Here is a 25,276-nt window from a genome sequence, read left to right as displayed (position 1 = left end):
TGGGGCGACCGAGTGCGGGGGGACACCGCTGCTGGCATGCTGTCGGCAGCGGTGGACGTGGCGTCGATTTTACCTCCGCCTCGCCGGTGATTCCTGAGGGAAACATTCGCTCCGGGGGGGGGCAGACTGAAGCGGAGTTTGGAGGCAGCCCATCCGTGGTCCCGCGTCAGCCCGTGGCGAGACGACATCGGCTGACGCAGAGAACGATAGTGGACAATTGGTCAGCGTTTGCCGAACTCGAGAAGGAGGTCGCAGAGCTTGTCCAACGACGCGGATTTGCCTCCATTGTCGACAGCTAAGGCGAGCTTCGCCCCAATGAGCAACGGATTCTTGTGAAGGCCCTTGGCGTTTCCATAGGATGCGTGGGCCTCGTTCTTCACTTTTTCGTAGGCATTCGCGCCCATCCCCTCCAAGAGCTCCGCGTCGACAGTATCTCCGAGATTTGTGCGCCAGATTGCGTGGTTGCCGGCCCAAATGGTCTCTGCCGGTATCGGCGTCTTGTCGTCGCCGCCCACTAGTTTCAGCAGGGCTGCGTTATCTCTCACATGATGGTGCTTATGCTCCTCTTTGCAGTCCGCGTCGCCGTCAAAGACGATAAAGACCGGGATTTCTAGCTGCTGAGCGATGATTGCTGGACGCAGGATGTTGCTCTTGCTATCGACGTGAACGATGTGGCATCCGGCCTTACGAAACTCGGGCATGCGGTTCGTGAGTGTCAACCACGAGTTGATGTACGCGACGTCCTCGATACCCTCCACCAAGATTACCCTCTGGGCGAAGAATATCTCGGTCAGTGTCGGCTGCAGTATTTGCGCAATGCGCGCAAGCGACCCCCGAGGGTCGAGCGGCTTTTCGCCGGTCAGCTCCGCGTACTTCTCACCAATCTTGGCTGGTAGCGGCTGAGTGGTGTAAGAGGCCTTCGTGTCCGAATCGCGCCGCACCATCCGAACGCTTTCGAACGAGTTGCCCGAGACAAACAATGGACTATGGGTCGTTACGAGAACCTGTGAACCGCCCTCAGCCAATGCGTTCAGAACGCCTGCAAGATGGCGAGCCTGGGGAGGGTGTTGGTATAGTTCCGGTTCCTCACAGCCAAGGATGAGTCGAGGCTCTGTCGTCTCTCCCTGATTTGCCAGCTCCTGCAGCAGGGCTAGTAGAAAGGAGCGTTGGAAACCGTGACCAAAGCGAACCAGGTCTCCTTCGAAAGTTCCCTCGCCGGCAATTATCTTTGCGAACGGCTCCTCAACCCTAACCGACTTGTCCGGGTCTTGTTGCCAACTCACACGCAGGCTGGTGTCAGGATGCGCCCACTGCATCAAACGCGTCTGTAGCGAGTCAGATATATCTGCCAGTGCCCCCTGACTTTCGTCAAGAAGCTGCTGATATTCATCTCGCGCACGCTGCGCCATTTCCGTCAGACGCTCAGCGAAATTTACCTTGGAACGGACAGTCCGGGCGACCAGTTTCCCAAGAGCTGTAGCCTTCCCTTCCGATTGCTCAGCGGTAGCATCTTTGACCGCAGGAATATAGAGACCCACTGGAGATACTTCTGAAGTCGGTTTGTGCCTTTGCTGACGCCGTAGAACTGGTCTTCGCTGGGAATCAGAATACAGTCACCGGGACGGTCTGCCTCGTAGGACTTGAGGGACTCTGCCATCGCAGCCTGACTTGCGGCCTTTGGAAGGTCAAACTGGGCCTGTAGTGTTCCGTATATCTGCTTCAGTTCATCGGCCTTGGCCTTGTCGCCCATGCGCTCGAAAAAGTGCATGAACTCCGCCATCCCAAGTCGCTGGCCGAATTGCCGAACCTCCGCTCTTCCCGTGCCGGCATTGAACGTTGCTTTCGCGGTCACGGTCAGGCGGTCCATTCGGAAGTAGGCTTTGAATTCTTCCTTTGCTTCGGCGTTAAGGTCGCAGAACGTCACCGTGATTTCGATGGGCTGAGATGTGTCCTTTCGGTGAAAGTCTTCGGCCGACAGAAGTGCCACGTCGGTAGATGCACCATCGGTCTCACGGAAGAAGACATTTAGCGCGAACAAAAATGTGGATTTCCCCGCGCCGTTCGGTCCGACAAAGCAGTTGTATTGGTTAAGGGAAACCTTCGCGTCCTTGATGGACCTGAGGTTTTTAATGTGAATTGATTCGATGCGCATGTTTGTCCCCGGGCTGGTGGATTTCCTTGCGTACAATTTAAACACAGTAGGATGCCTCAGGTGGTTTTCGGATTTGCCAAACCCTGTCGAAGCATCGTTCTATTTATTCCGTCACGCCCAAGGCGGCCAGTGGAAACGTATCAACGACGTCGCACACACCGACGGCAAGGTCGTTGTCGTTCACGTCGAACACTTCAAGGTCGCAGGGGAATCTCATTCCTCGGTGGTTCGGCGAAGAGGTCCATCCGCGTTCGTGATATAGCGAAGTGGCCGCGCAAGCTATAGCACTCGCCTTTGCGTAACGCTCGCTGAAGCATTGCGATGAAGTGTGCAAGATGGTTAGGTTTTTTCGCGCCACTTCGCGATACCGACGAGCTATCTCTTCAAATTGCAGAGATTACAAAGCAGATTGAGGAAATCGCAAAATACCTGGCTGAGGTGGACTCCGAACGTAGAGAAGCGCTTGTCGACGACGCGCTGACAGGGCAAATCAGCAAATACGCAAATGCGCTGGGTTTGGAACAGCGTGGTAAGGTAAAACTGGACAAGCAGGAACTCACTCTCAGTTTCAGTAAAACCGAAGACGGGAAAAAAGAGTACCTATGGGAAGTCGGCAGCGGAGAGAACTGGATGAGTTCCCGTCCCGCGCGGGCTCGCCCTGAACCCCAGATACTCGCAAGCGAGCCATCAAGCTTCCACGATGGTGTCGAGAATCGATTCAAAATAGTGTGGGTACTGCTGAAGAACTTCTCGTACTTCGACTTGCACATTTCGAACGCGGCCAATCACCTCGGCGCGCACTGCCTCGACGCCGATTAAGCTCGGTTGCAAATCTTGCACAAGCATGCGGTCTGAGAAGCCCGTTTCGTGAATTGCCACCAGCAGGGCATTAGGTAATCCATACTTCAGGCCGCTTTGCAGTTGTTTCAGCAATTCGACAGTCGGTGGTCTATCGGCCTCGTCCCCTCGCTCGAAGAAAGTAACCAGTGCAGTGAGATAAAGTGAAAACTCGTATCCGAAGCAGTTGTCGCAGATGTCCACAACGTCTCCGGACGTGAACCGACGTTGGCCTGTCCCATGGCGTTTTGCAATGCGCCTTCTGTGTATTTCCTCCTCAATTCGGTAGTACGGCTGACCCGAAAGCCACAGTTGCGCGATATGTTCAAGGTGCTCCTTACCGATGCACTTTGAGAATAGCTCGTCTTCGCTGACTGCGGCGAGGAGAGGCCATATCGTCGACAGCAATTGCTCTTGTGTAAGCGACGCCAGTACATCTTCGCGATGGTCCTCACACCATCTGTAAATCTTCGCGAGCGCGTTGAGGCCGAGGAGCGTTCTGGAGTTGCGTCGTTGCGCGACCGTATCCGGCTCGCGGTCATGCACAGCTCGTGCGACTTCGACGAATATCCGCTTGAGCAGCTCCTTTTGGTTGTCTGACGCGAGCATAAAGGCGAAAGTGCTTTCAGCGAGGCCTTCGACTTGTTGAAGGAACTGCTCGAACTCTTCGTCGCCGCGACTAGCCTGCAAAAAGCTGGCAACAGCGTTCAGCAATCGGGCCTTATGTTTGACCTGTCGCGCAACTGCCTCAGGCGTGGCACGCACCGCGCGCAGATAGACGGGGTCGTCGTTGATTTGCGCCAGTGCATTGTCTTCGTCGGCGAGCAAAGCAACGGCCACATCGAACGCATTCTGGACCTCCTCGGAACCGTCATCGTTCACAATCGGTTCGACGAGAGCCAGAAGCGAGCTACCAGTTGGCTCCACGTTTCGAGCATCAAGCAGTTCTCTAACGGCATCCCATCGCCACCGATTCCGGCGTTGCCGAGCGTCTTTGTCATCAAAGACGCGGGTATCGGCGAAGATGACGGAGCCCTCGATATGCATGCCGGCGCGTCCAGCACGGCCCATGAGATTATGAAAGTCTCTAACCTTCACACGCTCACCACCTTGGTAAATGCTTGAAACAATCAGGTATCTGAGCGGTAAATTGACTCCCTGTGCCAGAGTCGACGTACATACCACGAGAGGAATCAGAGATTCTTTCATCGCGTGTTCAATGCACACGCGTAGGCCTTGGGGCGTGTTGCCGTGATGAGCCAGAATACCGAGCCTGGCCCCCATTGTTACGACGGCATCCCCGCCAAAATGCTTGACGTGCAAATGGACAAGCCGTCGCAGTTCATCCGCGTCCGCAGCGGTACTAGGTGCATCAAATGGAACACCACGTGAGAAGTATTCGACCGCCTTTGCAACAATACCCGCCGCACTGTCTTTTCGACCGCAGAAGATTGCGGAACTGCCTTGCGGTGCTAGCTTCAACCCTAGGTACAGCGCAACGTCAGCGGCATCATCTTTTTCAGGGAATACCCGATTTCGCCGCTCGCGACCTAGTAGAGGCAATCTGACCGACTCAATAATCCGTGGAACAAAGTAAGGAAAGTCTTCGGCTGCACCCAAGGCATTGAACTGCAGAGTTCCAAGCGCTGTCTTCCAGCTTGCAAACGCTACGGAACGTTGCGTAGGGGCAAGGTCCTCGCCTCGGGCAACGCGTGAGCGCTCGCCCAGCAGCCATCGTCCGACGACTTCCCCGTTCGAAATCACCGCTGAGACGAGAATTATCTGCGCCTTTCTCGGTAGGGCACTTTTCAAAGTTGTGAGCAGCAGCTCGTAGGTTACGCCTCGAGCTCCCGAGTCGAATTGATGTCCCTCGTCGTAGATGACAAGGCCTATCTTTTCCGCAAGCTCCGGCGACTGGCGCAGTACGTACAAAAACTTTTCCGGTGTGAGCACCAAAATTTGAGGTCGAGGTTGGTGCTCCTCTCCGAGCAACTCGGCCAGCAGCTCCGTAAAATCTTCCTGCAGAACGTCGGACAGTTCGTCGATTGATACCTGCTCCCCAGCAAAGGCCTGCCGCAGCGACATCGAAATCTCGTGGCAAAGCGCCCTGAAGGGCGCGACCACCACAGCGGTGCGCGCGTTGTTCGCCAAGATTGCGCTTCGTATCACCAGTTCGACCGCCCGAGTTTTCCCCGCACTCGTTGGCATCTGCACAACGGCTGAGGCACCGGCGAAGACGCCCGATTCTCCCAAGAGCCGTTGTGACGGCCAAAGCTCCGAGACGAAGTCTCGTTTGAGAAATACGTCCAACCATGCCTCATCGTCGAGCCTAGAATATCTAGGCAAATTCAAACGACTTGAGTTGCTGACCTTGCGGAGAATGGTTGCTACGCACACGTCGACAAGGGCTACCTCACGGGCGCTTCCTCTCGCGTAGACCACCCGACGAAGGATTGCCGCATTGCGCAGCAAAATGCGCTCGTCGCCGCCGACGCGGGTGAGCAGTTCAGACGCAGCGGCTGACACCGCTCGCAGTTCGAGCGAGAACCGGTATTCAGGGGCAACGTACGCGTCTGTCAAGCGATTCGCCAGTGCAAACCGTAAGACCGTCGGGAGCGGGTCATCAACCGGAAAACCTCGGTCCGCGAGAAGATTACTTATCACCACGCTACTGCCTGGCGTCTCCGACAGGTAGAACGATGCCGCAGCGAGCGTCAGAACCTCGTCGTCCAACTCATCGTCGAAGCGTGCGGCGACGTAGGCATGAAAGAAAGATGCCGCAAAGCGCAGACCTTGTCGGTCGGTCGGAACACCAGAGGCGACAAGGGTCGCTCGTTGTTCGTACTGCTCGCACAGCGCGGCCGCTTCGTCCCCCAAGATTCCAATGGTGAGAAGAAAGAGGTCTTCGGGATGGGTGCCGGGAGGGATTGCGAGATGGTGGTTCTCTGGTACCGCATATTCGAACATACGCGCCTTTGCCTGCGTAATGCCGAATAAGCGTCGAGAATTGGCCTCAGGCCTCATTTGCGGCTCTTTCGTAGAGGTTGTGAGCGAGCGTCATCAAGTCTTCGCCTCGGATGACCAGCAAGAGAAGAGCTGTCCCGGGCGGATGCGCAACTGTCGAGGTCGCAGCTATCTGCTCAGCGTCGAACACCAAATTGTTGACGACAGCGGCGGCACCGACTTGTTCTGTGAATGGTCTATCAGCTTTCAGCTGAAAGCGTTCCACCAACGCCACTCGTTCGGTATCGCGAATCAGATGCGCTCTGCGCTTCATGGCTAAGAGCGTGTACGCTTGCCTTACCCGGTCTTTCGCGGCATCGTCGACGGCATCCTGCAATCTAGCTCTTGCACGACCACCAGACAACTGAGCCTTCACTTCGAACGTCGTCAGCGTGTCTTGAAAAGCATTTCCGTTCGGACATATTCGCAGTCCGATGATGTCAGTGCCTTTGACCGACTCATTTGGGGTGGCTTTTTCGGAGAATCGCCAGCGAGGCACCCAGTGGTCCAGGCTGTACTCGAGAAAGTCCGAAACGAGTATCTCCGCGAAATCGCCCGCCCGAACGGCGGGTCCTGGATTTTCCGCGTTCGGAAAAATCCGCTCAATCAAAAACTGAGCACGCGAAAGGCCGGTGCCACCTCTAAGGACATCGATGTCGGCATCTAGGCAATAGTGTTCCCGAAAATGACGAGCCCATGCAGCCAGGATTGCATCGTCCGGCTGATGCGCGAACTCGAAAATGCTAACGCTTCTGCCTGCGGTCGTGTTGATTGACGGGTGAGCGACAAACCAACCCATGTGCTCAGGAGGCGGCATCGTCGAGCCTCCGCAACGGTGGAGCGTGAAGCATGAACTTCTCTTCTAGTAAGAATAGCAAACGTACCTCTGCACTTTCGTCAATCTGCAGGGCCGTAAAGCTGGCGATTTCGCAAGCGCCCGTTCTTCAACGGTCGTAGCCAAAACCGGCAATCGACCTTGAGGCCCGACATTCAAAGCTTTAGTGATATGCGATACGTCATCGAGCTCTCAGCAAAAAACGTCGAACACGTTGCGTGTATCTTGCCAGCGTCACCGACTTCGCCCGATTCCACGACTGGTCGACGTCGACTTGAGAGGCATCCTTCCAGAAATATGCGCCCTCCGGAAGGCTAGCTTCTCCACGCCGCTACCGATTTCTTAGACGCTCACTCGCTCTCGGAGATATTTGGGAAGTGCAGGTGCACGTAAATGAATCGTCTATAATTCCGCACTATTAATGCGAAAAACCCATAAGTTTCTCAACTTATGGGTCTTTTTTTCTCAGGTTATGCGTCTACCTACACAGACGATCAAACGTCGATATTCCCCGCCCGCAGCGCATTGCTTTCGATAAACGCACGACGCGGCTCGACATCGTCGCCCATGAGCGTCGTGAAGATGCCGTCTGCGGCGATCGCGTCCTCGATCTGCACGCGCAGCAGACGCCGCACAGTCGGGTCCATCGTCGTTTCCCACAGCTGCCCGGGGTTCATCTCGCCAAGCCCCTTATAGCGCTGCTTCGACACGTTGCGCTCGGCATCGGCGATCAGCCACTTCATCGCGCTCTTGAAGTCGTTGACGGCCATGCTGCGCTCGCCGCGCTTGATCACGGCGTTCTTGCCGATCAAGCCCTTGAACGTGTTGGCCGTGTTCACGAGCTGCTGATAATCGGCGGTGAGCTGGAACTCCTCGTCGATCACCGAGACCTTCACGTTGCCGTGATGGCGGCGCTCCACGCGCAGCGAACGTTGCTCGCGCACCTGGTCGTACATCGGCACCACGCTCACCTCGGGCTTGAGCGGATCGTCGCGCAACTGCGCTTCGAGGGCGCGCGCCGAAGCCTCGGTCGATGCCTCGCTCGACAGGTCGATCGCCACGCCGTCCATGATCGCTTCGAGCGCGCGCTCGTCGTACAGACGCGACAGACGATCCACCACGCCGCGCGCAAGCTGGTACGAGCGCGCGAGTTCGCCGAGCGCGTCGCCGGAGATCGGCGTCGCGCCTTCGCTCGGCACGAGCTCCGAGCCTTGCAGCGCGAGACGCAGCATATGCGCGTTGAGCTCGGAATCGTCCTTGAGATAACGCTCGTCCTTACCCGCTTTGAGCTTGTACAGCGGCGGCTGCGCGATATACACGTAGCCGCGCTCGATCATCTCCGGCATCTGGCGATAGAAGAACGTGAGCAGCAGCGTGCGGATGTGCGCGCCGTCCACGTCCGCGTCGGTCATGATGATGATGCGGTGATAGCGCAGCTTGTCGAGGTTGTAGTCGTCCTTGCCGATGCCGCAGCCGAGCGCGGTGATGAGCGTGACGATCTGCTCGGAAGACAGCAGCTTGTCGTAGCGGGCCTTTTCGACGTTCAGCACCTTGCCGCGCAGCGGCAGGATTGCCTGGAACTTGCGATCGCGGCCTTGCTTGGCCGAGCCGCCTGCCGAGTCGCCCTCGACGATATAGACCTCCGACTTCGCCGGATCCTTCTCCTGGCAGTCCGCGAGCTTGCCCGGCAGGCCCACGCCGTCGAGCACGCCCTTGCGGCGCGTCATCTCGCGCGCCTTGCGCGCGGCGTCGCGAGCCCGCGCGGCGTCGACGATCTTGCCGCAAATCGTCTTCGCGTCGTTCGGCGTTTCCAGCAGGAACTCTTCGAGCGCCTTCGCCACGACTTCTTCCACCGGCGCACGCACTTCCGAGGAAACCAGCTTGTCCTTCGTCTGCGAACTGAACTTCGGCTCCGGCACCTTCACGGAAAGCACGCACGACAATCCTTCGCGCATGTCGTCGCCCGAGGTTTCCACCTTGGCCTTCTTCGCGATTTCGTTGTCGGCAATGTACTTGTTGATCACGCGCGTCATCGCCGCGCGCAGGCCGGTCAAGTGCGTGCCGCCGTCGCGCTGCGGGATGTTGTTGGTGAAGCACAGCACGCTTTCGTTGTAGCTGTCGTTCCACTGCATCGCCACTTCGACGCCCACGCCGTCCTTCTCGCCCTGAATGTAGAAAATGTTCGGATGCAGCACCTGCTTGGCCTTGTTGATGTACTCGACAAAGCCCCTCACGCCACCCGCGAAAGCGAAATCGTCTTCCTTGCCGGTACGCTGGTCGGTCAGGCGAATGCGCACGCCGTTGTTCAGGAACGAAAGCTCGCGAATACGCTTGGCGAGAATGTCGTAGTGATACTCCACGCTGCCGAAGATGGTTTCGTCGGCCATGAAGTGCACTTCGGTGCCGCGATTCTCGGTGTCGCCGAGCAGTTGCATGGGCGAGACCGCGTGGCCGTCGCGCTCTTCGAGCACACGGTTCTGCGGCACGCCGCGGTGAAATTCCATGAAGTGCTTCTTGCCGTCGCGGCGCACCGTGAGACGCAGGAAGCTCGAGAGCGCGTTCACGCACGACACGCCCACGCCGTGCAGGCCGCCCGAGACCTTGTAGCTGTTCTGGTCGAACTTGCCGCCCGCGTGCAGCTCGGTCATCACGATTTCGGCGGCGCTGCGCTTCGGATCGTGCTTGTCGTCCATCTTCACGTCCGTGGGAATGCCGCGGCCGTTGTCGGTGATCGAGATGGAGTTGTCCGCGTGGATCACCACGTGAATGTCGTTACAGTAGCCGGCGAGGGCTTCGTCGATCGAGTTGTCCAGCACTTCGAAGACGAGATGGTGCAGACCGGTGCCGTCCGACGTGTCGCCGATGTACATCCCGGGCCGCTTGCGCACTGCCTCCAGACCTTCGAGGATCTGGATCGACGAGGCGCCGTAGCTGTTGTCGGGTTGCGCGTTGTTCGTATCAGTCATGGAATTTTCCGGTTCTGCGTACTGCCTGTGTTACTGCTCGAGACTTTTTCAAAAAGCCATAAAAACGCCAAAGGGGCGCAGCGCCCCCTGGTGTTCTTCTTCTGTCGCGCTTTTTAGATGCGCATCGGCATCACCACGTACTTGAATTCCTCGTTCTCGGGAATCGTGATGAGCGCGCTGGAACTGGCGTCGCCGAGGCTCACTTCCAGCGTGTCGACCTTCAGGTTCGCGAGTACGTCGAGCAGATACGTGACGTTGAACCCGATGTCGATGGTGTCGCCCTGGTAGGCGATTTCCAGCTCTTCCTGCGCCTCTTCCTGGTCGGCGTTGGTCGACATGATCTTGAGCTGGCCCGGCTCGATGATGCAGCGCACGCCCTTGAACTTGTCGGACGTGAGAATCGCCGCGCGTTGCAGCGAGCGTTGCAGTTCTTCGCGGCCGATCTGGAAGGTGTTCTTGTGCGCCTTCGGGATCACACGCTGGAAGTCGGGGAACTTGCCTTCGACGAGCTTCGAGACGAGCTCGACCTGGCCGAACGTGAACTTCACCTGGCTTGCGCCGATGTCGATCTTCAGCGAATCGTCGATGTCTTCGAGCAGGCGCTGCAGTTCGAGAATGGTCTTGCGCGGGATGATGACTTCCTGGCGCGCGAACGAGCCTTCGATCTTCATCGACGAGAACGCGAGGCGGTGGCCGTCGGTCGCGACTGCCATGAGCTGGTCGCCGTCCACGACGAGCAGCATGCCGTTCAGGTAGTAACGGATGTCCTGCTGCGCCATGGCGAAATACACCATGCCGAGCAACTGGCGGAACGTCTTCTGCGGCACCGCGAGGTTCGCGCCGAAGTCCTTGGCCTGCGCCACCGTGGGGAACTCGTCCGCGGCGAGCGTTTGCAGCGCGAAGCGGCTCTTGCCCGACTGCACCGTGAGGCGCTTGTCGGCGAGCGTGAGCGTGACCTGACCGTCGGGCATGGCGCGCAGGATGTCGAGCAGCTTGCGCGCCGCGACCGTCGTGGCCACCTGGTCGTTGCCGACGCCGAAATCGGCAGTCGTGGTGATCTGCAACTCGAGGTCGGTCGACAGGAACGAGACGTCGGAACCGGTTTTGGTGATCAGCAGATTGGCGAGGATCGGCAACGTATGGCGGCGTTCGACAATGCCGCTCACCGTTTGCAGCGGCCTCAGCAGGTTATCGCGTTCGGTCTTGACCAGTTGCATAGAGTTCCTTCGTTGATGTGACGGTCTGCGCGCCCGCCTGGCGCCGGTATTGCCGACGCGACCCCACGAATCTGCAGGTGCGCCCGGCTACTTTGGCGCCGCTCAGGCGGTTGATGCAGCACAGGCCGCGGCGTGGTTCCCGCCCCGGACCGCCGGGCGGTTAAACCCATATTGTGCCTGAAAACGGACCACTTCCCTAAATTGGGGGCGATCCGCGAAATAAACAGGGCAAATCCTTCGGAATACGACCGTGAGCCCCGCCATTCCAGTGCCGCCGCCTGATGTGTATTACCCCTTCAGCGTCTGCTCGAGCACGTGCAGCTCGTGATTGAGCTGGGCGTCCTTGGTGCGTTCGTCGGCGATCTTGCGCACGGCGTGCAGCACCGTGGTGTGGTCGCGGCCGCCGAACAGCTCGCCGATTTCCGGCAGGCTCTTCTGCGTGAGCTCCTTGGCCAGATACATGGCGATCTGGCGCGGGCGCGCGATATTCGCCGGGCGCTTCTTCGAATACATGTCGGCGACCTTGATGCTGTAGAAGTCCGCCACCGTCTTCTGGATGTTCTCGACCGAAATCTGGCGATTCTGCACCGTCAGCAGGTCCTTGAGCGCTTCCTTGGTCAGCTCGATCGAGATCTCGCGGCCGTGGAACTTCGAGTACGCGAGGATCTTGCGCAGCGCGCCTTCGAGTTCGCGCACGTTCGAGCGCAGGTGCTTCGCGACGAAGAACGCCACGTCCTCGTTCAGGCTGACGCCTTCCGATTGCGCCTTGCGCATCAGAATGGCCACGCGCATTTCCAGCTCCGGCGGCTCGATCGCTACGGTCAGGCCCGAGTCGAAACGCGAGATCAGACGGTCGTCGATACCCGAGATTTCCTTCGGATACGTATCGCTCGTGATGATCACCTGCGCCTTGTTGGCGACGAGCGCCTCGAACGCGTAGAAGAACTCTTCCTGCGTGCGCGACTTGCCCGAGAAGAACTGGATATCGTCGATCAGCAGCAGGTCGAGCGAGTGGTAGTAACGCTTGAAGTCGTCGAACGCCTTGCGCTGGTAGGCCTTCACCACGTCGGACACATACTGTTCGGCGTGGATGTAGCGAATGCGCGCGCCGGGCTTGTCGAGCAGGAGCTGGTTGCCGATCGCATGGATCAGGTGGGTCTTGCCGAGGCCCACGCCGCCGTAGAGGAACAGCGGGTTGTACGAGATGCCGGGGTTGTCGGCGACCTGGATCGCGGCCGCGCGCGCGAGCTGGTTCGCCTTGCCCGTCACGAAGTTGTCGAACGTGAGCACCGGGTTGAGCTTCGAGCGCTCGTAGGTCGGGTCCGGCTCGCCGCTCGAAGCGGCCGCAGCCGCTCCCTGGCCCGGACGCCATGTGCGGCGGCCGGCGGCGGCCTCGTTGGCGTCGAGGCTCGGCAGGTCGAGGTCGGCGGCGTCTTCGGCGGTGGCCTGCGCGGCGGCGGCCGACGCGGCTTGCACCATGCCGGCGAGGCCCGTACCGCCAGTCATGGCGGCCGGTTGCGGCGCGGCGGCTGCGCTCGCGACCGCCGCAGGCGCGGCAGCCAGCGGCGCGCGCGACGCGGCCGCAGGTGCCGGTGCGACGTGAGGCGCGCGCATGCCTGCCTTCGGGTCGAGGACGAACTGCACGTCGACCGGGGTCTGCCAGAAGTCGCGCGCCAGATCGGCGATCCGGCCCGAAAACTGGCTCTTGACCCAGTCGAGCTTGAAACGGTTGGGAGCGGCTATCTGCAGCGTGTTCGCCGCAGCATCAAAGGCAACCGGGGCCAACGGTTTAATCCACGTCACGTACTGCTGGGGCGTTAGCTCACGCTCCAGCAGTGCGGAACAGTGTTGCCAGAATTCGTTCATCGAGTTGCTGTGGTCGTTTTGTTTGCATGCAAGTCTGTCGCTCCGCTCTTGCCGCACATACGCGACGAGGCCCTGACGAGGCGACGGCAATGGCTCCGGAAGCCCGCGCGGCAAAGGTCTTGCGGCAAGCAGGCGGGCCGGAGCGGCATGCAGGATTCTTGGGATAGGCGAGATTCTAACGCCGAAATCCCCTCCCCAGGAAGTTATCCACAGGGACGGATCAACGCACGCTCGTTCGCGCCCTTTCCGTGGCCGAGGCAGCGCCGCTTGGCCGTTCCAGAAGGTTCGATTGCCTAACCTATTGACGGCCAACGAAAAACCGGCTTAAATAACGGGTTCCTCGAAAACCAATCCCTAGTACCACCGGCCATTGCCTTTTTCCGCGATGCTCGCCGCGGTCAAAACTCAACAGTGAGAGCAACATGAAACGTACTTTCCAACCTTCCGTTACCCGTCGCAAGCGCACCCACGGTTTCCGCGTGCGCATGAAGACCGCTGGTGGCCGCAAAGTGATCAACGCACGCCGTGCGAAGGGTCGCAAGCGCCTCGCCGTCTAAGTCGGGCAGCATCGCTATCAGCGAAATCACGGGTAGCGGCCCGCTCGCGAGCACGGCGAACAGGACGAGCCTGGTAACTGATCGGGGCGTCATGCCGTCGCGAACGCAAGCCGCTTTTCCGAAAGCCGCAAGGCTACTGAAAACGGATGAGTTCTCATCCGTTTTTCGTTTGCGCCCATGGCGCCGCACCGAACACTTCGTCGTGTACGGCCGGCCCACCGGCAACGAGGCGCGGCTCGGGCTCGTGATCGGCAAGAAGTACGCGCCGCGCGCGGTCACGCGCAACCTGGTGCGCCGGATTGCCCGCGAAGCGTTTCGTGTGCGCCGTGCGCAGTTCGACGGTTTCGACCTGCTGCTGCGCCTGCATACGAAGTTCGACCGCAAGGCGCTGCCGGGCGCGTCTTCGCCGGCGCTCAAAGCGTTGTGCCGCGGCGAGATCGAGACGCTGCTCGAAAAGGCCGCGCGCGAAGTCGCGCGGCGTGGCGGCGCTGCGCCTGCGACATCTGCGCGCACCCCTTGCGCGACGCAGGCTGCGGCACCAAGTGGGCAGGCAGCCGGGGAGCCGGCGCATGCCCAGGCCGGTAAAGATTTGCCGCCGGACGAGAGCAAGACCCGCGCATCATGAGCGGGGCGCGCGAGTCCGGCATATCCGACGTAGCCGCCGCGCAAGCGGCACGGGGTTCGTCATCGAACGCGGCGCAGCCAGGCCGCAACGCCATGCAAACGGTATTGATCGCACTGCTGCGTTTCTACAAGCTTGCCGTGAGTCCCCTCCTCGGCAGCCGGTGCCGTTTTTATCCTTCCTGTTCGGATTACGCACGCGAGGCAATCCAGTATCATGGCGCCGCGCGTGGGACTTACCTCGCCGCGCGGCGGCTGTGCCGCTGCCATCCGTTTTCGGCGGGCGGCATCGATCTCGTCCCGCCTGCCTCTCCGAAAAAGCGCTGACGCGCCATTCCATCGACACTGAGACAACGCATGGATATCAAACGCACCGTCCTATGGGTCATCTTCTTCATGTCAGCGGTCATGCTGTACGACAACTGGCAGCGCGACCATGGACGCCAGTCGATGTTCTTCCCGAACGCGACGCAAACGCAGACGCAAACCGCCGCGGGCGGCCCTGCGCCGGCTAGCGCCGCCAATGGCGCGTCCGACCTGCCGACGGCCGCCGCCGCCGCGGGCCAGGCGCCGACGAACACCGCCCAGCCGGCTGCAGCCGCAGCACAGCTCGTTCACTTTCGCACCGACGTCTACGATGGCGTGATCGACACGCGCGGCGGCACGCTCGTGAAGCTTTCGCTCGTGAAGGAAAGCGCCGATGGCAAGGGCCCCGACCAGTACATCACGCTGTTCGACCACACCAACGACCACACGTACCTCGCGCGCACGGGCCTGCTCGGCGGCGACTTCCCGAACCACAACGACGTGTTCACGGCAGTCGAAGGCCCGCGCGAGCTGACCGGCGACGCCAGCTCCTTCCAGATCGCGCTGCAGTCGCCCGAGAAGGGCGGCGTGAAGGTCACCAAGACCTACACGTTCACGCGCGGCAGCTACGTGATCGGCGTGGACTGGAAGGTGCAGAACGTCGGCAGCGCGCCCGTTTCGCCCACGCTCTACATGGAAATCGTGCGTGACAGCGAGCCGGTCGAAACGCCGCGCTTCTCGCACACCTTCATCGGGCCGGCGGTGTACTCGAACGAGCATCACTTCCAGAAGATCACGTTCGGCGACATCGACAAGAACAAGGCCGACTTCGTGACCCAGGCCGACAACGGCTGGATCGCGATGGTGCAGCACTACTTCGCGACCGCGTGGATTCCGCAGCAAGGCGTCAAACGCAGCATCTACGTCGAGAAGTTCGACAACTCGCTCTACCGCGTGGGCGTGAAGCAGCCGCTCGGCACGATCGCACCGGGTGCGACGGACACCGTGCAGGCGCGCCTCTTCGCGGGTCCGCAGGAAGAGCGCATGCTCGAAGGCATCGCGCCGGGTCTGGAACTCGTGAAGGACTACGGCTGGGTGACGATCATCGCGAAGCCGCTCTTCTGGCTGCTCGAGAAGATCCACGGCTACGTGGGCAACTGGGGCTGGTCGATCGTGCTGCTCACGCTGCTCATCAAGGCCGTGTTCTTTCCGCTCTCCGCCGCCAGCTACAAGTCGATGGCGCGCATGAAGGAAATCACGCCGCGCATGCAGGCGCTGCGCGAGCGCTTCAAGAGCGACCCGCAGAAGATGAACGCAGCGCTCATGGAGCTTTACAAGACGGAGAAGGTGAATCCGTTCGGCGGCTGTCTGCCGGTGGTGATCCAGATTCCGGTGTTCATTTCGCTGTACTGGGTGCTGCTCTCGTCGGTGGAAATGCGCGGTGCGCCGTGGATTCTCTGGATTCACGACCTCTCGCAGCAGGACCCGTTCTTCATCCTGCCTGTACTGATGGCCGTCTCGATGTTCGTGCAGACCAAGCTGAACCCGACGCCGCCGGATCCGGTCCAGGCGAAGATGATGATGTTCATGCCGATCGCGTTCTCGGTCATGTTCTTCTTCTTCCCGGCGGGCCTCGTGCTGTACTACGTCGTGAACAACGTGCTCTCGATCGCGCAGCAGTACTACATCACGCGCATGATGGGCAAAGGCAAGAAGAAGGCCGCTGCCTGAGGGCCGGGGCGGCAGTGATGCCGCCACCTGAATCAGGGCTCGAAAAAAAGCCGTCCGGTGTGAACCGGACGGCTTTTTGCATTAGCGGAGCGCCATTTCCTTGACGGCGCAGAGCGCAGCTTTCGTGTGCGCGCGTTAGCGCTTGTCCGCGTCGCCGTAGAATTGGGCGACCAGTTCCTGCACGAGATAGCGGTGATGGGCGCTGAGCGACTCGATCTTCGAGGCCAGTTCGAGCGTTTCCTCGGAAACCGGATATTTGCCGTCGGGCTTGCGGGGCCGCGGCACGCTCGCGCCCGCGTTGCCGGGAGGACCGTAGTGCAGCCAGTGGATGTCCACGTCAAACCAGTTCGCCAGCGTCTCGAGCTTGTCCTGCGTGGGAATGGTGCGGCCGCTCAGCCACTTGTGAGCGGTTTGCGGCGAAACCGGATGCTCGCCGTGATGGCGCAGGTTGAACTTGTTTGCCAGGTCGGTGCTGCCGCGCAGCTTTTCGGGCGCGCGCTTCATGGCGAACTTGAGACGCTCGGCAAAGGCGGCTTTTTCGTCGGAGGTCGGCATGGGCGAGATTGTGCAACCCGAAATCGCCGAAGATGACAACCAGTTAGGCTATATTTAACGTATATAAGCGATAATTCACCTGCTTCTGGTTGTCGTATGACTTCGGTCGAGATCTCCGCGAATTCCTTTGTGGCAAGACGTTGATGAAATCTGGCGCTCGAATTAACTGAAATCTGACAGAATTCCTTGAGACCAATCTTAGCTAATTTGAGATAAGGCGAGACGAATCTCAGCCGGGTTTCCAGCCGGAAAAGGCCTTCTCTGGCGCGTTACAATGCCTCGCACTTTGCGAGTGCCCGCGAGACCCACCGAGTCCCCGCACTGCATCCCGATTCCAGCCCTGCCCTACGTTCCACGCCCATCATGCTTGCCACCGATTCCGATCCCATCGTCGCCATTGCCACTGCACCCGGACGCGGCGGGATTGGTGTCGTGCGTGTCTCGGCCGGCCGCGCCGGCGGGGCGGCGACCGTCGCGTTGATGCGAGCCCTCACGGGCCAGGACCTGGTTGCGCGCCACGCGAGCTACGTCCCCTTCCTCGACGGCGCCGGCACGGTGCTCGACCGGGGTATCGCGCTGTCGTTCCCCGCGCCGCATTCGTACACGGGCGAGCACGTACTTGAACTGCAGGGCCACGGCGGCCCAATCGTGCTGCAACTCGTTTTGCAGCGCTGCATCGAGGCCGGCCGCGAGTTCGGGCTGCGCCTCGCCGAACCTGGCGAATTCACCCGGCGCGCGTTCCTCAACGACAAACTCGATCTGGCCCAGGCGGAAGCCGTCGCAGACCTGATCGAGGCGAGCACCGAAGCGGCGGCGCGCTCGGCCGGCCGCTCGCTCGACGGCGCGTTCTCGCGCGACATCCATGCCCTCGTAGACGACGTCGTGACGCTGCGCATGCTGGTGGAGGCGACGCTCGATTTCCCCGAAGAAGAGATTGATTTCCTCGAGGCCGCGGACGCCCGCGGCAAACTCGCACGTATTCGCGAGCAGCTCGACCACGTGCTCGCCGAAGCGCGCCAGGGCGCGCTGCTGCGCGAGGGACTTTCGGTCGTGCTCGCGGGACAACCCAACGTAGGCAAGTCGTCGCTTTTGAACGCGCTGGCAGGCGCGGAGCTCGCGATTGTGACGCCCGTTGCGGGCACGACGCGCGACAAGATTTCCCAAACCATCCAGGTCGAAGGCATCCCGCTGCATGTCATCGACACGGCAGGTTTGCGCGACACGGAGGACGAAGTCGAGAAGATCGGCATCGAGCGCACGTGGAGCGAGATCGGCCGCGCAGACGTGGTGCTGCATCTGCTCGATGCGCGCACGGGCATGAACGCCGGGGACGAGGTGATCGCCGCGCGCTTTCCCGCCGGTGTGCCGGTCGTGCGCGTGCTGAACAAAACCGACCTGACCGGTGTGCCGCCCGAAGTGGCGAAGCGTCGTGCCGTGAACGGCAGCGAAATCTGCGAATTGCGTCTTTCCGCGAAACAGGGCGACGGCGTTGGGCTGCTGCGCGCCGAGCTGCTGCGCATTGCAGGCTGGCAGGCGGATGCGCAGAGCGTCTATCTCGCGCGCGAGCGGCATCTCATCGCGCTGCGCGCGGCGCGCGAGCATCTCGCACAGGCGGCGGCGCACGCCGACCAGAATTCGCAACTACTCGATCTGTTCGCCGAGGAGCTGCGGCTCGCGCAGGAGTCGCTGAATTCGATCACCGGCGAGTTCACATCCGATGACCTGCTGGGTGTGATTTTCAGCCGGTTTTGTATCGGGAAGTAACCCGCAAGCGCGCCGCGCCCCGCCCATTCTTCTTCAACCTGGAACAATCCCTTCGAATCCCGAGGGTTAACCCTCAGCGGCAATCCTCCTAGACTTCCTCTCATCGGTTGCAGACATGTTGTCGCGCCGAATCAAAAACCAAAGGAGGTAGTTAGCATGAAGTCCCTGATCCAGACCGTAGCCGTCGCCGTTGCACTCGTGGTGCCGATGGCATCGTTCGCGCAATCGAATGCACCCGTGACCCGCGCCCAGGTGCGCGCCGAGCTGGAGCAGCTCGCGAAGGCGGGCTGGCATCCGGGCGCAGGGGCGGACCCGCACTACCCCGACGATCTTCTCGCCGCCGAAGCCAAGGTGGCCGCCGCGAACGGCGCAACCAGCGGCTACGGCGGCGTGGCGGCCGGCAATTCGGATGCAGGCCGCCCGGCGGTGTCCAAGGCAGACTGGAACGCGATGTATAACCATCCGTAACACGGCAATACTGTTGAAACGCTTGTGATGATCCATCGCAGGCGTTTCGTATACCTAAACGAATACCTCCGCCGTCGTTGACGCGACGGCTTCGCTCGGGCCTTCTGGCCTGGGCGCTTTTTCCAGCGACCGTCGAGCGAATCGGCGACTCTGCTCAAAAGCAAAGCTTGTTCAGCCTCACTTCAACGCACTACGAGCTAACTGCGACGTCATTTAATTCGTAGTGCGATCAATCCATAAGTTCGAAAACGGGCAATTGTCTTGCAGACGCTTCAACGCTTGCGCCCGCTAACTCGCTCCTCTGTGCCTCCACAAACGCCCAGCGGCCGCTGCGCGCGGCTGTAATTTGTGGACACACATCGTTGCTTTTCCAAACGCTTGCCTCGGCGTGGCTCGCCGACAATCCGTGGCATAGGAGAACGACGATGAAAACACTCTTCTGCGTTATTGCTCTCGCTGGCTTGTCGGCCGGCCTCACGGGTTGCGTGGTGGCGCCGCCGTACGCGTACGCGCCTGCGCCGGCCTACTACGGCTATGCGCCGGGCTACTATGCCGCGCCGGCTGTGGATATCGGGGTTGGCGTAGGCGGCTATTACGGCCACGGCTGGCGACATTAAGGGGACCGTAACAAGCTTCCTGAAAGCTTGACGTCTGACTTATGAACTTGACCTATCCGATGTGATAGCTGGACACGCGCTGCCGCCGAACTAAAGTGGCGAGACACGTATTCACAAGACCTTGGACCAGCGCACGGGGCAACCATGAGATTCATCGACGACGAGATCGCGCATATCACGCGCGCAATGGCGCCCTCGTTATCGGCCGGCACGACGCCGACAGTCTTTTCACTCGATTACTGGTACGGGCGCCTGTGCGCATTGCTTGACCTTGCCCAGATCACGCCGTCCCAGTTCCGCACGGTCGACGCGCTCATGGTCGAACTCGAAGCGCGGCGGCCTGCGCCCGGCGCAGCGGTGCGCGAGGCGCTGGCCGCCTGATTCACCGGTTCATGCGTTTGCTTCGCGCGCGCCCGGCGCCGCGAATTGCCGATTAACCTCGCCATGTCACCCGAGCATGGATTAGCCCGCGCGAGCGGGCTTTTTTCTTTTCCGGGGCGCTCGCCAGCGGCCTGGCAGACGAAAAAAGCACCGCAGCAGTTGCGGCGATCAGGAGCTTGACGTTTCGGCCAACCTGGTGCGCGCTCTTGAAAACGTCGTGCGCCCCCTGCATGTAGAGCCCACTATTTTCGGAGATGCAGATCGTGGGCAGACGACCTTCCTTCATTGACGATCTGGCTCGCGGCGTCCCATCCGACGGCGCGGGCCAGCGCCCCGGCTTCGACGACGACGCGCTCCTCGACGCCTATTCGCGAACCGTGATCGGCGCGCTGGAGCGCGTGCAGCCGGCCGTCGCGCACATTGCCGTCGAGCGCCGCGCATCGGGCCAGGCCCCCGCGCGCGGCGGCAGCGGCTCGGGCTTCCTGTTCACGCCGGACGGCTACTTGCTGACGAACAGCCACGTGGTGCATGGCGCAAGTAAGCTGAGCGTCACGCTTGCGGACGGCACGACGCAGAGCGCCGACCTCGTCGGCGACGACCCGAGCACGGATCTCGCCGTGCTGCGTATCGGCGCGGCAGAAGCGCTGCCGCACGCGCAACTCGGCGATTCGGCGGGCCTGCGCGTCGGGCAAATTGCCATCGCCGTGGGCAGCCCGCTCGGCCTCGCCCAAACGGTGACGACGGGTGTGGTGTCGGCGCTCGGCCGCTCGCTGCGCTCGGAGTCCGGCCGCATGATCTACGACGTGATCCAGACCGACGCCGCGCTCAATCCGGGCAACTCGGGCGGCCCGCTCATCAATTCGGCGGGTCAGGTGATTGGCGTGAATACGGCGATCATTCCGGGCGCGCAGGCTATCTGCTTCGCCACGGCCATCGACACGGCAAAGTGGGTTATCACGCAACTCTTCGCGCACGGCCGGGTGCGGCGTGCCTATATCGGCATTGCCGGCACCACGGTGCCGATCGCGCGCAAGGTGCAGCGTTACTTCGGCCTGAGCGCGACAACCGGCGTGCGGGTGATGGAAATCGTCAAGGGCAGTCCCGCGGCGCTCAGCGGCCTGCGCGTGGACGACACGATCGTGACGATCGACGGCGTGGCGGTGGACGGTATCGACACGCTGCAGCGTCTGTTCGACGTGTCGCGCATTGATCGCGCAGTGGAAATCGGTGTGATCCGCTTGACGCAGCGACTCATCCTGAGCGTGACGCCCGTCGAGCAAACGAACTAGGCGCGAGGAGCAGCCACGATGCCGGGCGGCGCACTGTGGCGTGCGCCACTTCACGCATTACCAGCCGCCGCCCGGCTGGGCATAAACCGGCTGCTGTCCGTAGTAGCCGGGCTGCGCGTAGCCGTCGTCATATTGCGGCGGCGAGGGCTGGGCCGGCGCACAAGGCACGTAGCGGCCCGAATACGGGTCGTAACACGCCGCGCCGGCCGGGGCGGCGGCATAAACCGGCGCCGGCTGGGCATACACGGGCTCGGGCTGCACATAGGCCGGCTGAGCCGGGTAGGCCACCGCCGGGCCGCTATTGAGCACGGCGCCCACCGCGGCGCCAATCAACGCGCCGCCGACCAGCGCACCCACCACGTCACCGCCGTGATCGTGCGCGCTCGCGGGGCCTGCCGACAGCGCACACCCCGCCAGCACCAAAACGGCTGCCATCTTTCGCATGTCGTTCTCCCAGAGAACCTTTGAAAACATGCGAGCGATTGTCAGCCTGATCGCTGGATACAGGTGCTGCAAGTGGTAACGCCGAATTACCGAAGGGTGTGGCTTGCCGGCGCGCTGGCCGGGAGCGAATCCGGTCAGCGTGCGTGCGCGCCGTCGTGCGCGTCTGCCTCGTGTGCGCGCGGCGTGCTGCCACGCTGCCCAGCGGACGGCCAGAGAAGGGTGAGCGCAACGGACAGCGCCATCAGCACGAACAAGGCGACGAAGTAAGCCATCCAGGAGAACTCGAAATCCACGAGTGCCACCCATGTGCTTCGGCGCGTTTATCCGCGCGATTCGTGCTCCCGCTCAGTGATGCAGAAGACTGCGTAGCGGATGACGCCAGTCGATATGATGTCCGTCTCCCGCTTCCACGCGTTGTCGATGCTCCTCGAGGATCTCGTCGGAAAACAGGAAGACGACAATGACAAGGGGGATCACCAAAAACGCGCCCAGTATTACGTGTTCGATCACGATTGACTCCTGGTTGTCAAGCGGTTTGCAATTGCATTGTAGCCAGGACGCGACAGTTTGCCCATTGGGCGCGCACTGAAGCTTGAAAACAATGTTCGCCAACCATCACAACCGGGTCAAGCAGCCTGCGTGCCCGGTCCGCGCGGCGCCCGGAGCGTGCGCCGCGCGAGGTCGCCATCGATCCCAATGCGCCCTCTATGCCGTCGACTTTCGCCACGCGGCAGCAAAAAGTCCGGCGCCGATGAGCAGCGTGCCCCCCGTGCGATTGACCACGCGCTGCACGCGCGGGCTGCGCACGACCTTGCGCGCTGCCGCCGCGAGCAGCGCATAGGCGAACGCGTTGAGCGTCGCGAGCGCGAGGAAGGTGGCTTCGAACACGACGATCTGCGGCGTCATGGCCATATGCGGATCGATGAACTGTGGCACGAAGGCGACGAAGAAAATGATGCTCTTCGGGTTAAGCGCGGTGACGGCGTACGCATGCGCGAAGATGCGGCCGGTGCGCGTCTCGGAGGTATCCGGTGCGTCGCCTTCGCCAACGGGCGCGCGCCAGAGCTTCACGCCCAGATAGATCAGATAGGCGGCGCCAATCCACTTCAGCACCGAGAACAGCGTGGCGGAAGCCGCGAGTATCACGCCGAGTCCGAGCATGGAAGCGGTCATGGCCGTGAAGTCGCCGAGCGCGACGCCCGCCGTGGTTGCTAGCGCGTAGCGGCGGCCGTGGCCAAGCGCGTAGGAAACGACGAGCAGCACGGTGGGGCCGGGAATGGCCACGAGAATGGCCGACGCAATCGCGAACGGCAGCCAGTGAGCGAAAGTCATGGGGTTCCTCCATTGGGAAGCCCGATTTATCCACGAACTTTTGCGCTATGCAAGCGGCTTCGTTTCGAGAGCCTCATGGACGCCTGGCATCGTTTTTATTCTGTCGCCAATCCATTAATGCGCGCGTTCCCAATTGGTGGCGATGCGACTTTGGGTGCGCTGCGTCATTGGCCGCCCGGCAATCCATTACCCGTTTAAATCAAAGCAGGTTCGATTGTCCTATTCCCGCTATAACCGGCTGCGCCTTGCTGGATAAGGCGCGGGACTATGTAATCGATGCTTCGGAGTGCTCCTGAACGCCCGGCAGACCCAGGCTGGACGTATCGCGGCGCTCGACACCACGCTGCAAACCTCCACGGCTGTTGCAAGCGCACACAAGTCGGGCTTGCAGTCTTTCGGCAGTTTTCTATGTTTAACAACGCGGGTGCGGCATGAGAGTTAAATACATAGCTAATCTGAGTCAAAACCCGCAGGAGGCAATCATGAAACAGCTATCCGGTCTGGTCGTCGCGGCGGCCAGCCTTGCTTGTGCCGTTGCGGTTCAAGCTCAGGACGCGAGCGTCAAGCCGCAGCAAACGGTGCAGCTCAAGCCGGGCTCCTATGGCTGCCTCACGAAAGACAAACTCGATGCCGTCGCGCTTCACGAGCAGGCCGGCGAGCATCAGCAGATGCAGGAATACTTCACGGGATTCCAGTGTCTGTCCACGCCCGACAACCAGTCGTTCCGCGTCGTACAGGTGGTGGGTCACGACGTCGAATTCGTCAACGCCGCGAACACCGACGAGCAAGGACTCTGGACCACGGACCGCTTCATCAAGCAGTAAGACCGCATCTCCCAACGCGCCTCTCGACATCGACATGGCCCGATGCACATGCGCCGGGCCATCGTGCTTGCCGGACGCGCGGCCGTGACGTGATGCCACGCGTTGCGCGCCGCTGTCAAACCCCCGTCATTTTCCCGTCAGACCATCCGCATTGCGCCGCGCGCCGACTCGACCGGCACGTTGCTTGCTGGAAACTTCGCTATCATGTGCGGCTTTCGCGCGACCGGAATTCGGTATGGCACTCAAATCGACCATCTACAAGGCAGAACTGCAGATCGCGGACATGGACCGGCACTATTACGCTGACCATGCGCTCACGATCGCGCGCCATCCGTCCGAAACCGACGACCGCATGATGGTTCGCATCGCGGCGTTCGCGCTGTTTGCGGGCGAGCGGCTCGAATTCTGCAAGGGCCTCTCCGATACGGACGAGCCCGATCTCTGGTGCAAGGACTACACCGGCGCGATCGAGACGTGGATCGAAGTCGGCCAGCCCGACGAGCGCCGCATTGCCAAGGCGAGCGGCCGCGCGGGCGAGGTCATCGTGATCGCCTACGGCGGGCGCACCTCCGACATCTGGTGGCAAGGCGTGCGCAACAAGGTCGAGCGCCTGCGCAACGTGACGGTCTGGTCGCTGGGCGAGGGCGTTGCCGCGTCGCTCGGCGCGCTGGCCGAGCGCACCATGCGCCTGCAATGCACGGTGCAGGACGGCGCTGCATGGATCGGCAACACGAGCGCCGAGCCAGTGGCCGTCGAATGGAGCGTGTTCAAGGCGCCCGAAAACGTGTGAGCGCGCTCAGGCGCGCGGCGGCCCCTTGAGTTCCACCATGTTGCCTTCCGGGTCGAACAGATAAAGCGACGGCCCCAAGCCCTCCGCCCCATAGCGCTCGACGGCATTGCCGGGACGCGCGCCATGCAGCGTCAGATGCGACGCGAGCGCCTCGGCGTCGAACGGCTCCACGCGCAGACAAAGATGATCCATGTTGCCGCCCGCGCCAGCAGGCGGGGCGCCGGAGCCCCGGTCGAGCGGGCCGCCGATCGTCACGAGATCGATCAGCGAGCGTCCCGCGCGCAATTGCACGAGGCCGAGATCGCGCTGTTCACGCTCCGGCTGGCAACCGAGTACTTCGCAATAGAAACGCGTCATGGCGGCCACATCGGCCGCCCGGATAACGACGTGATCGATCTCGCGAATCTGAATCCGCATGGCGTCCTCGAGTTCGTGCAGGGCTTCTCATGATGAACCTGTGGACGCGGGGCTGCGCAGAATGCGCGCATTGGCGCGAGATTCGCGAACCGGAACCGCCGGCGGCACAACCGTGGGAACCGGCGGAAAATAGCCGAAAGGACTGAAAGCGGGGGCGCGGCGCGGGTGGGCGAATCGACGTATGGAAACGCTGGACGAAAAAAAGCCCGCTGCTGTGAGCGGGCTTAATCCATATCAGGAGGAGACATGGAGGAGACAGGAACTACTATACCGAGTCGGCTGACGCGACGCAACAACTTTTTAA

Annotated in this window: 23 protein-coding genes and 2 pseudogenes; 12 read left to right on the top strand and 13 right to left on the bottom strand. The window is 61.3% G+C overall.

Features of this window, described 5'->3' with window-relative positions:
- Positions 1–221: 221 nt before the first annotated feature.
- Positions 222–1,538: an ATP-dependent nuclease gene (locus C7411_RS02910; RefSeq protein WP_165822735.1), complete on the bottom strand. Its 1,317-nt coding sequence runs from the start codon at positions 1,536–1,538 to the stop codon at positions 222–224.
- Complete coding sequence (locus C7411_RS02905) at positions 1,433–2,152, bottom strand: AAA family ATPase (RefSeq protein WP_110383208.1); 720 nt, start codon at positions 2,150–2,152, stop codon at positions 1,433–1,435. The genes C7411_RS02910 and C7411_RS02905 overlap by 106 nt, the downstream gene beginning before the upstream one ends.
- A gap of 321 nt (positions 2,153–2,473) precedes the next feature.
- Between C7411_RS02905 and C7411_RS38830 the strand changes: the two are divergent.
- Positions 2,474–2,776: pseudogene (locus C7411_RS38830) on the top strand (DUF3732 domain-containing protein); the annotation flags it as partial.
- A gap of 63 nt (positions 2,777–2,839) precedes the next feature.
- Here C7411_RS38830 and C7411_RS02895 read toward each other — a convergent pair.
- The 5 genes from C7411_RS02895 to dnaA form a co-directional block, all read right to left on the bottom strand.
- Positions 2,840–5,956: a DEAD/DEAH box helicase gene (locus C7411_RS02895; protein ID WP_181431304.1), complete on the bottom strand. Its 3,117-nt coding sequence runs from the start codon at positions 5,954–5,956 to the stop codon at positions 2,840–2,842.
- 46 nt (positions 5,957–6,002) lie between these two features.
- Positions 6,003–6,791 (bottom strand): Hachiman antiphage defense system protein HamA, encoded by a 789-nt coding sequence (locus tag C7411_RS02890; protein ID WP_116603277.1) that lies wholly within the window; start codon positions 6,789–6,791, stop codon positions 6,003–6,005.
- Between the two features lie 530 nt (positions 6,792–7,321).
- Positions 7,322–9,793, bottom strand: a complete 2,472-nt coding sequence (gyrB, locus tag C7411_RS02885; RefSeq protein ID WP_110383212.1) for a DNA topoisomerase (ATP-hydrolyzing) subunit B — start codon at positions 9,791–9,793, stop codon at positions 7,322–7,324.
- 113 nt (positions 9,794–9,906) lie between these two features.
- Positions 9,907–11,010 carry a DNA polymerase III subunit beta gene (gene dnaN / locus C7411_RS02875; protein ID WP_110383213.1) on the bottom strand — a complete coding sequence of 368 codons (1,104 nt, stop codon included), beginning with the start codon at positions 11,008–11,010 and terminating at the stop codon, positions 9,907–9,909.
- Positions 11,011–11,298: 288 nt separating this feature from the next.
- Complete coding sequence (dnaA, locus tag C7411_RS02870) at positions 11,299–12,876, bottom strand: chromosomal replication initiator protein DnaA (protein WP_220025053.1); 1,578 nt, start codon at positions 12,874–12,876, stop codon at positions 11,299–11,301.
- 422 nt (positions 12,877–13,298) lie between these two features.
- Here dnaA and rpmH point away from each other — a divergent pair, with 422 nt between their 5' ends.
- The 4 genes and pseudogenes from rpmH (at position 13,299) to yidC (ending at position 16,091) form a co-directional block, all read left to right on the top strand.
- Positions 13,299–13,433 carry a 50S ribosomal protein L34 gene (gene rpmH / locus C7411_RS02865; protein ID WP_026120950.1) on the top strand — a complete coding sequence of 45 codons (135 nt, stop codon included), beginning with the start codon at positions 13,299–13,301 and terminating at the stop codon, positions 13,431–13,433.
- Positions 13,434–13,524: 91 nt separating this feature from the next.
- Positions 13,525–13,947: pseudogene (gene rnpA, locus C7411_RS02860) on the top strand (ribonuclease P protein component); the annotation flags it as partial.
- A 203-nt stretch (positions 13,948–14,150) separates the two neighbouring features.
- Positions 14,151–14,381, top strand: a complete 231-nt coding sequence (gene yidD, locus C7411_RS02855) for a membrane protein insertion efficiency factor YidD (RefSeq protein ID WP_042266160.1) — start codon at positions 14,151–14,153, stop codon at positions 14,379–14,381.
- 30 nt (positions 14,382–14,411) lie between these two features.
- The gene (gene yidC / locus C7411_RS02850) at positions 14,412–16,091 is read left to right on the top strand and encodes a membrane protein insertase YidC (RefSeq protein ID WP_110383215.1); all 1,680 of its coding nucleotides are present in this window, start codon (positions 14,412–14,414) and stop codon (positions 16,089–16,091) included.
- Between the two features lie 135 nt (positions 16,092–16,226).
- On the opposite strand, the gene C7411_RS02845 is transcribed toward yidC, so the two are convergent.
- Positions 16,227–16,646 carry a helix-turn-helix domain-containing protein gene (locus C7411_RS02845; RefSeq protein WP_110383216.1) on the bottom strand — a complete coding sequence of 140 codons (420 nt, stop codon included), beginning with the start codon at positions 16,644–16,646 and terminating at the stop codon, positions 16,227–16,229.
- 363 nt (positions 16,647–17,009) lie between these two features.
- On the opposite strand from C7411_RS02845, the gene mnmE reads away from it, so the two are divergent.
- The 5 genes from mnmE (at position 17,010) to C7411_RS02820 (ending at position 21,165) form a co-directional block, all read left to right on the top strand.
- Positions 17,010–18,410, top strand: a complete 1,401-nt coding sequence (mnmE, locus tag C7411_RS02840; protein WP_110383217.1) for a tRNA uridine-5-carboxymethylaminomethyl(34) synthesis GTPase MnmE — start codon at positions 17,010–17,012, stop codon at positions 18,408–18,410.
- A 156-nt stretch (positions 18,411–18,566) separates the two neighbouring features.
- A complete protein-coding gene (locus tag C7411_RS02835; RefSeq protein ID WP_110383218.1) occupies positions 18,567–18,878 on the top strand; it encodes a DUF4148 domain-containing protein in 312 nt (103 codons plus the stop codon).
- Between the two features lie 425 nt (positions 18,879–19,303).
- Positions 19,304–19,495 (top strand): hypothetical protein, encoded by a 192-nt coding sequence (locus tag C7411_RS02830; protein ID WP_110383219.1) that lies wholly within the window; start codon positions 19,304–19,306, stop codon positions 19,493–19,495.
- 144 nt (positions 19,496–19,639) lie between these two features.
- Positions 19,640–19,876: a hypothetical protein gene (locus tag C7411_RS02825; protein WP_110383220.1), complete on the top strand. Its 237-nt coding sequence runs from the start codon at positions 19,640–19,642 to the stop codon at positions 19,874–19,876.
- Positions 19,877–20,139: 263 nt separating this feature from the next.
- A complete protein-coding gene (locus C7411_RS02820) occupies positions 20,140–21,165 on the top strand; it encodes a S1C family serine protease (RefSeq protein WP_258365409.1) in 1,026 nt (341 codons plus the stop codon).
- Positions 21,166–21,222: 57 nt separating this feature from the next.
- Here the strand turns inward: C7411_RS02820 and C7411_RS02815 are convergent, their stop codons facing one another.
- The 4 genes from C7411_RS02815 to C7411_RS02810 form a co-directional block, all read right to left on the bottom strand.
- Positions 21,223–21,609, bottom strand: a complete 387-nt coding sequence (locus C7411_RS02815) for an ecotin precursor (RefSeq protein WP_110383314.1) — start codon at positions 21,607–21,609, stop codon at positions 21,223–21,225.
- Between the two features lie 134 nt (positions 21,610–21,743).
- The gene (locus C7411_RS37300; protein ID WP_165822734.1) at positions 21,744–21,911 is read right to left on the bottom strand and encodes a hypothetical protein; all 168 of its coding nucleotides are present in this window, start codon (positions 21,909–21,911) and stop codon (positions 21,744–21,746) included.
- Between the two features lie 43 nt (positions 21,912–21,954).
- On the bottom strand, positions 21,955–22,119 hold the full coding sequence (locus tag C7411_RS37295; protein WP_165822733.1) for a hypothetical protein: 165 nt from the start codon (positions 22,117–22,119) through the stop codon (positions 21,955–21,957).
- Positions 22,120–22,314: 195 nt separating this feature from the next.
- On the bottom strand, positions 22,315–22,941 hold the full coding sequence (locus tag C7411_RS02810) for a LysE family translocator (protein ID WP_110383222.1): 627 nt from the start codon (positions 22,939–22,941) through the stop codon (positions 22,315–22,317).
- Between the two features lie 482 nt (positions 22,942–23,423).
- Here C7411_RS02810 and sap1 point away from each other — a divergent pair, with 482 nt between their 5' ends.
- Positions 23,424–23,765 (top strand): surface attachment protein Sap1, encoded by a 342-nt coding sequence (gene sap1, locus C7411_RS02805; protein WP_110383223.1) that lies wholly within the window; start codon positions 23,424–23,426, stop codon positions 23,763–23,765.
- A gap of 235 nt (positions 23,766–24,000) precedes the next feature.
- Positions 24,001–24,555 (top strand): YaeQ family protein, encoded by a 555-nt coding sequence (locus C7411_RS02800; protein WP_110383224.1) that lies wholly within the window; start codon positions 24,001–24,003, stop codon positions 24,553–24,555.
- Positions 24,556–24,561: 6 nt separating this feature from the next.
- Here C7411_RS02800 and C7411_RS02795 read toward each other — a convergent pair whose 3' ends face one another.
- A complete protein-coding gene (locus C7411_RS02795; RefSeq protein WP_110383225.1) occupies positions 24,562–24,972 on the bottom strand; it encodes a VOC family protein in 411 nt (136 codons plus the stop codon).
- Positions 24,973–25,276: the final 304 nt, after the last annotated feature.

Source organism: Paraburkholderia silvatlantica, from assembly GCF_003096715.1.
In the GTDB taxonomy this organism is placed as follows: Bacteria; Pseudomonadota; Gammaproteobacteria; order Burkholderiales; family Burkholderiaceae; genus Paraburkholderia; species Paraburkholderia silvatlantica.
This window is presented reverse-complemented; position numbering and strand designations above follow the sequence as displayed.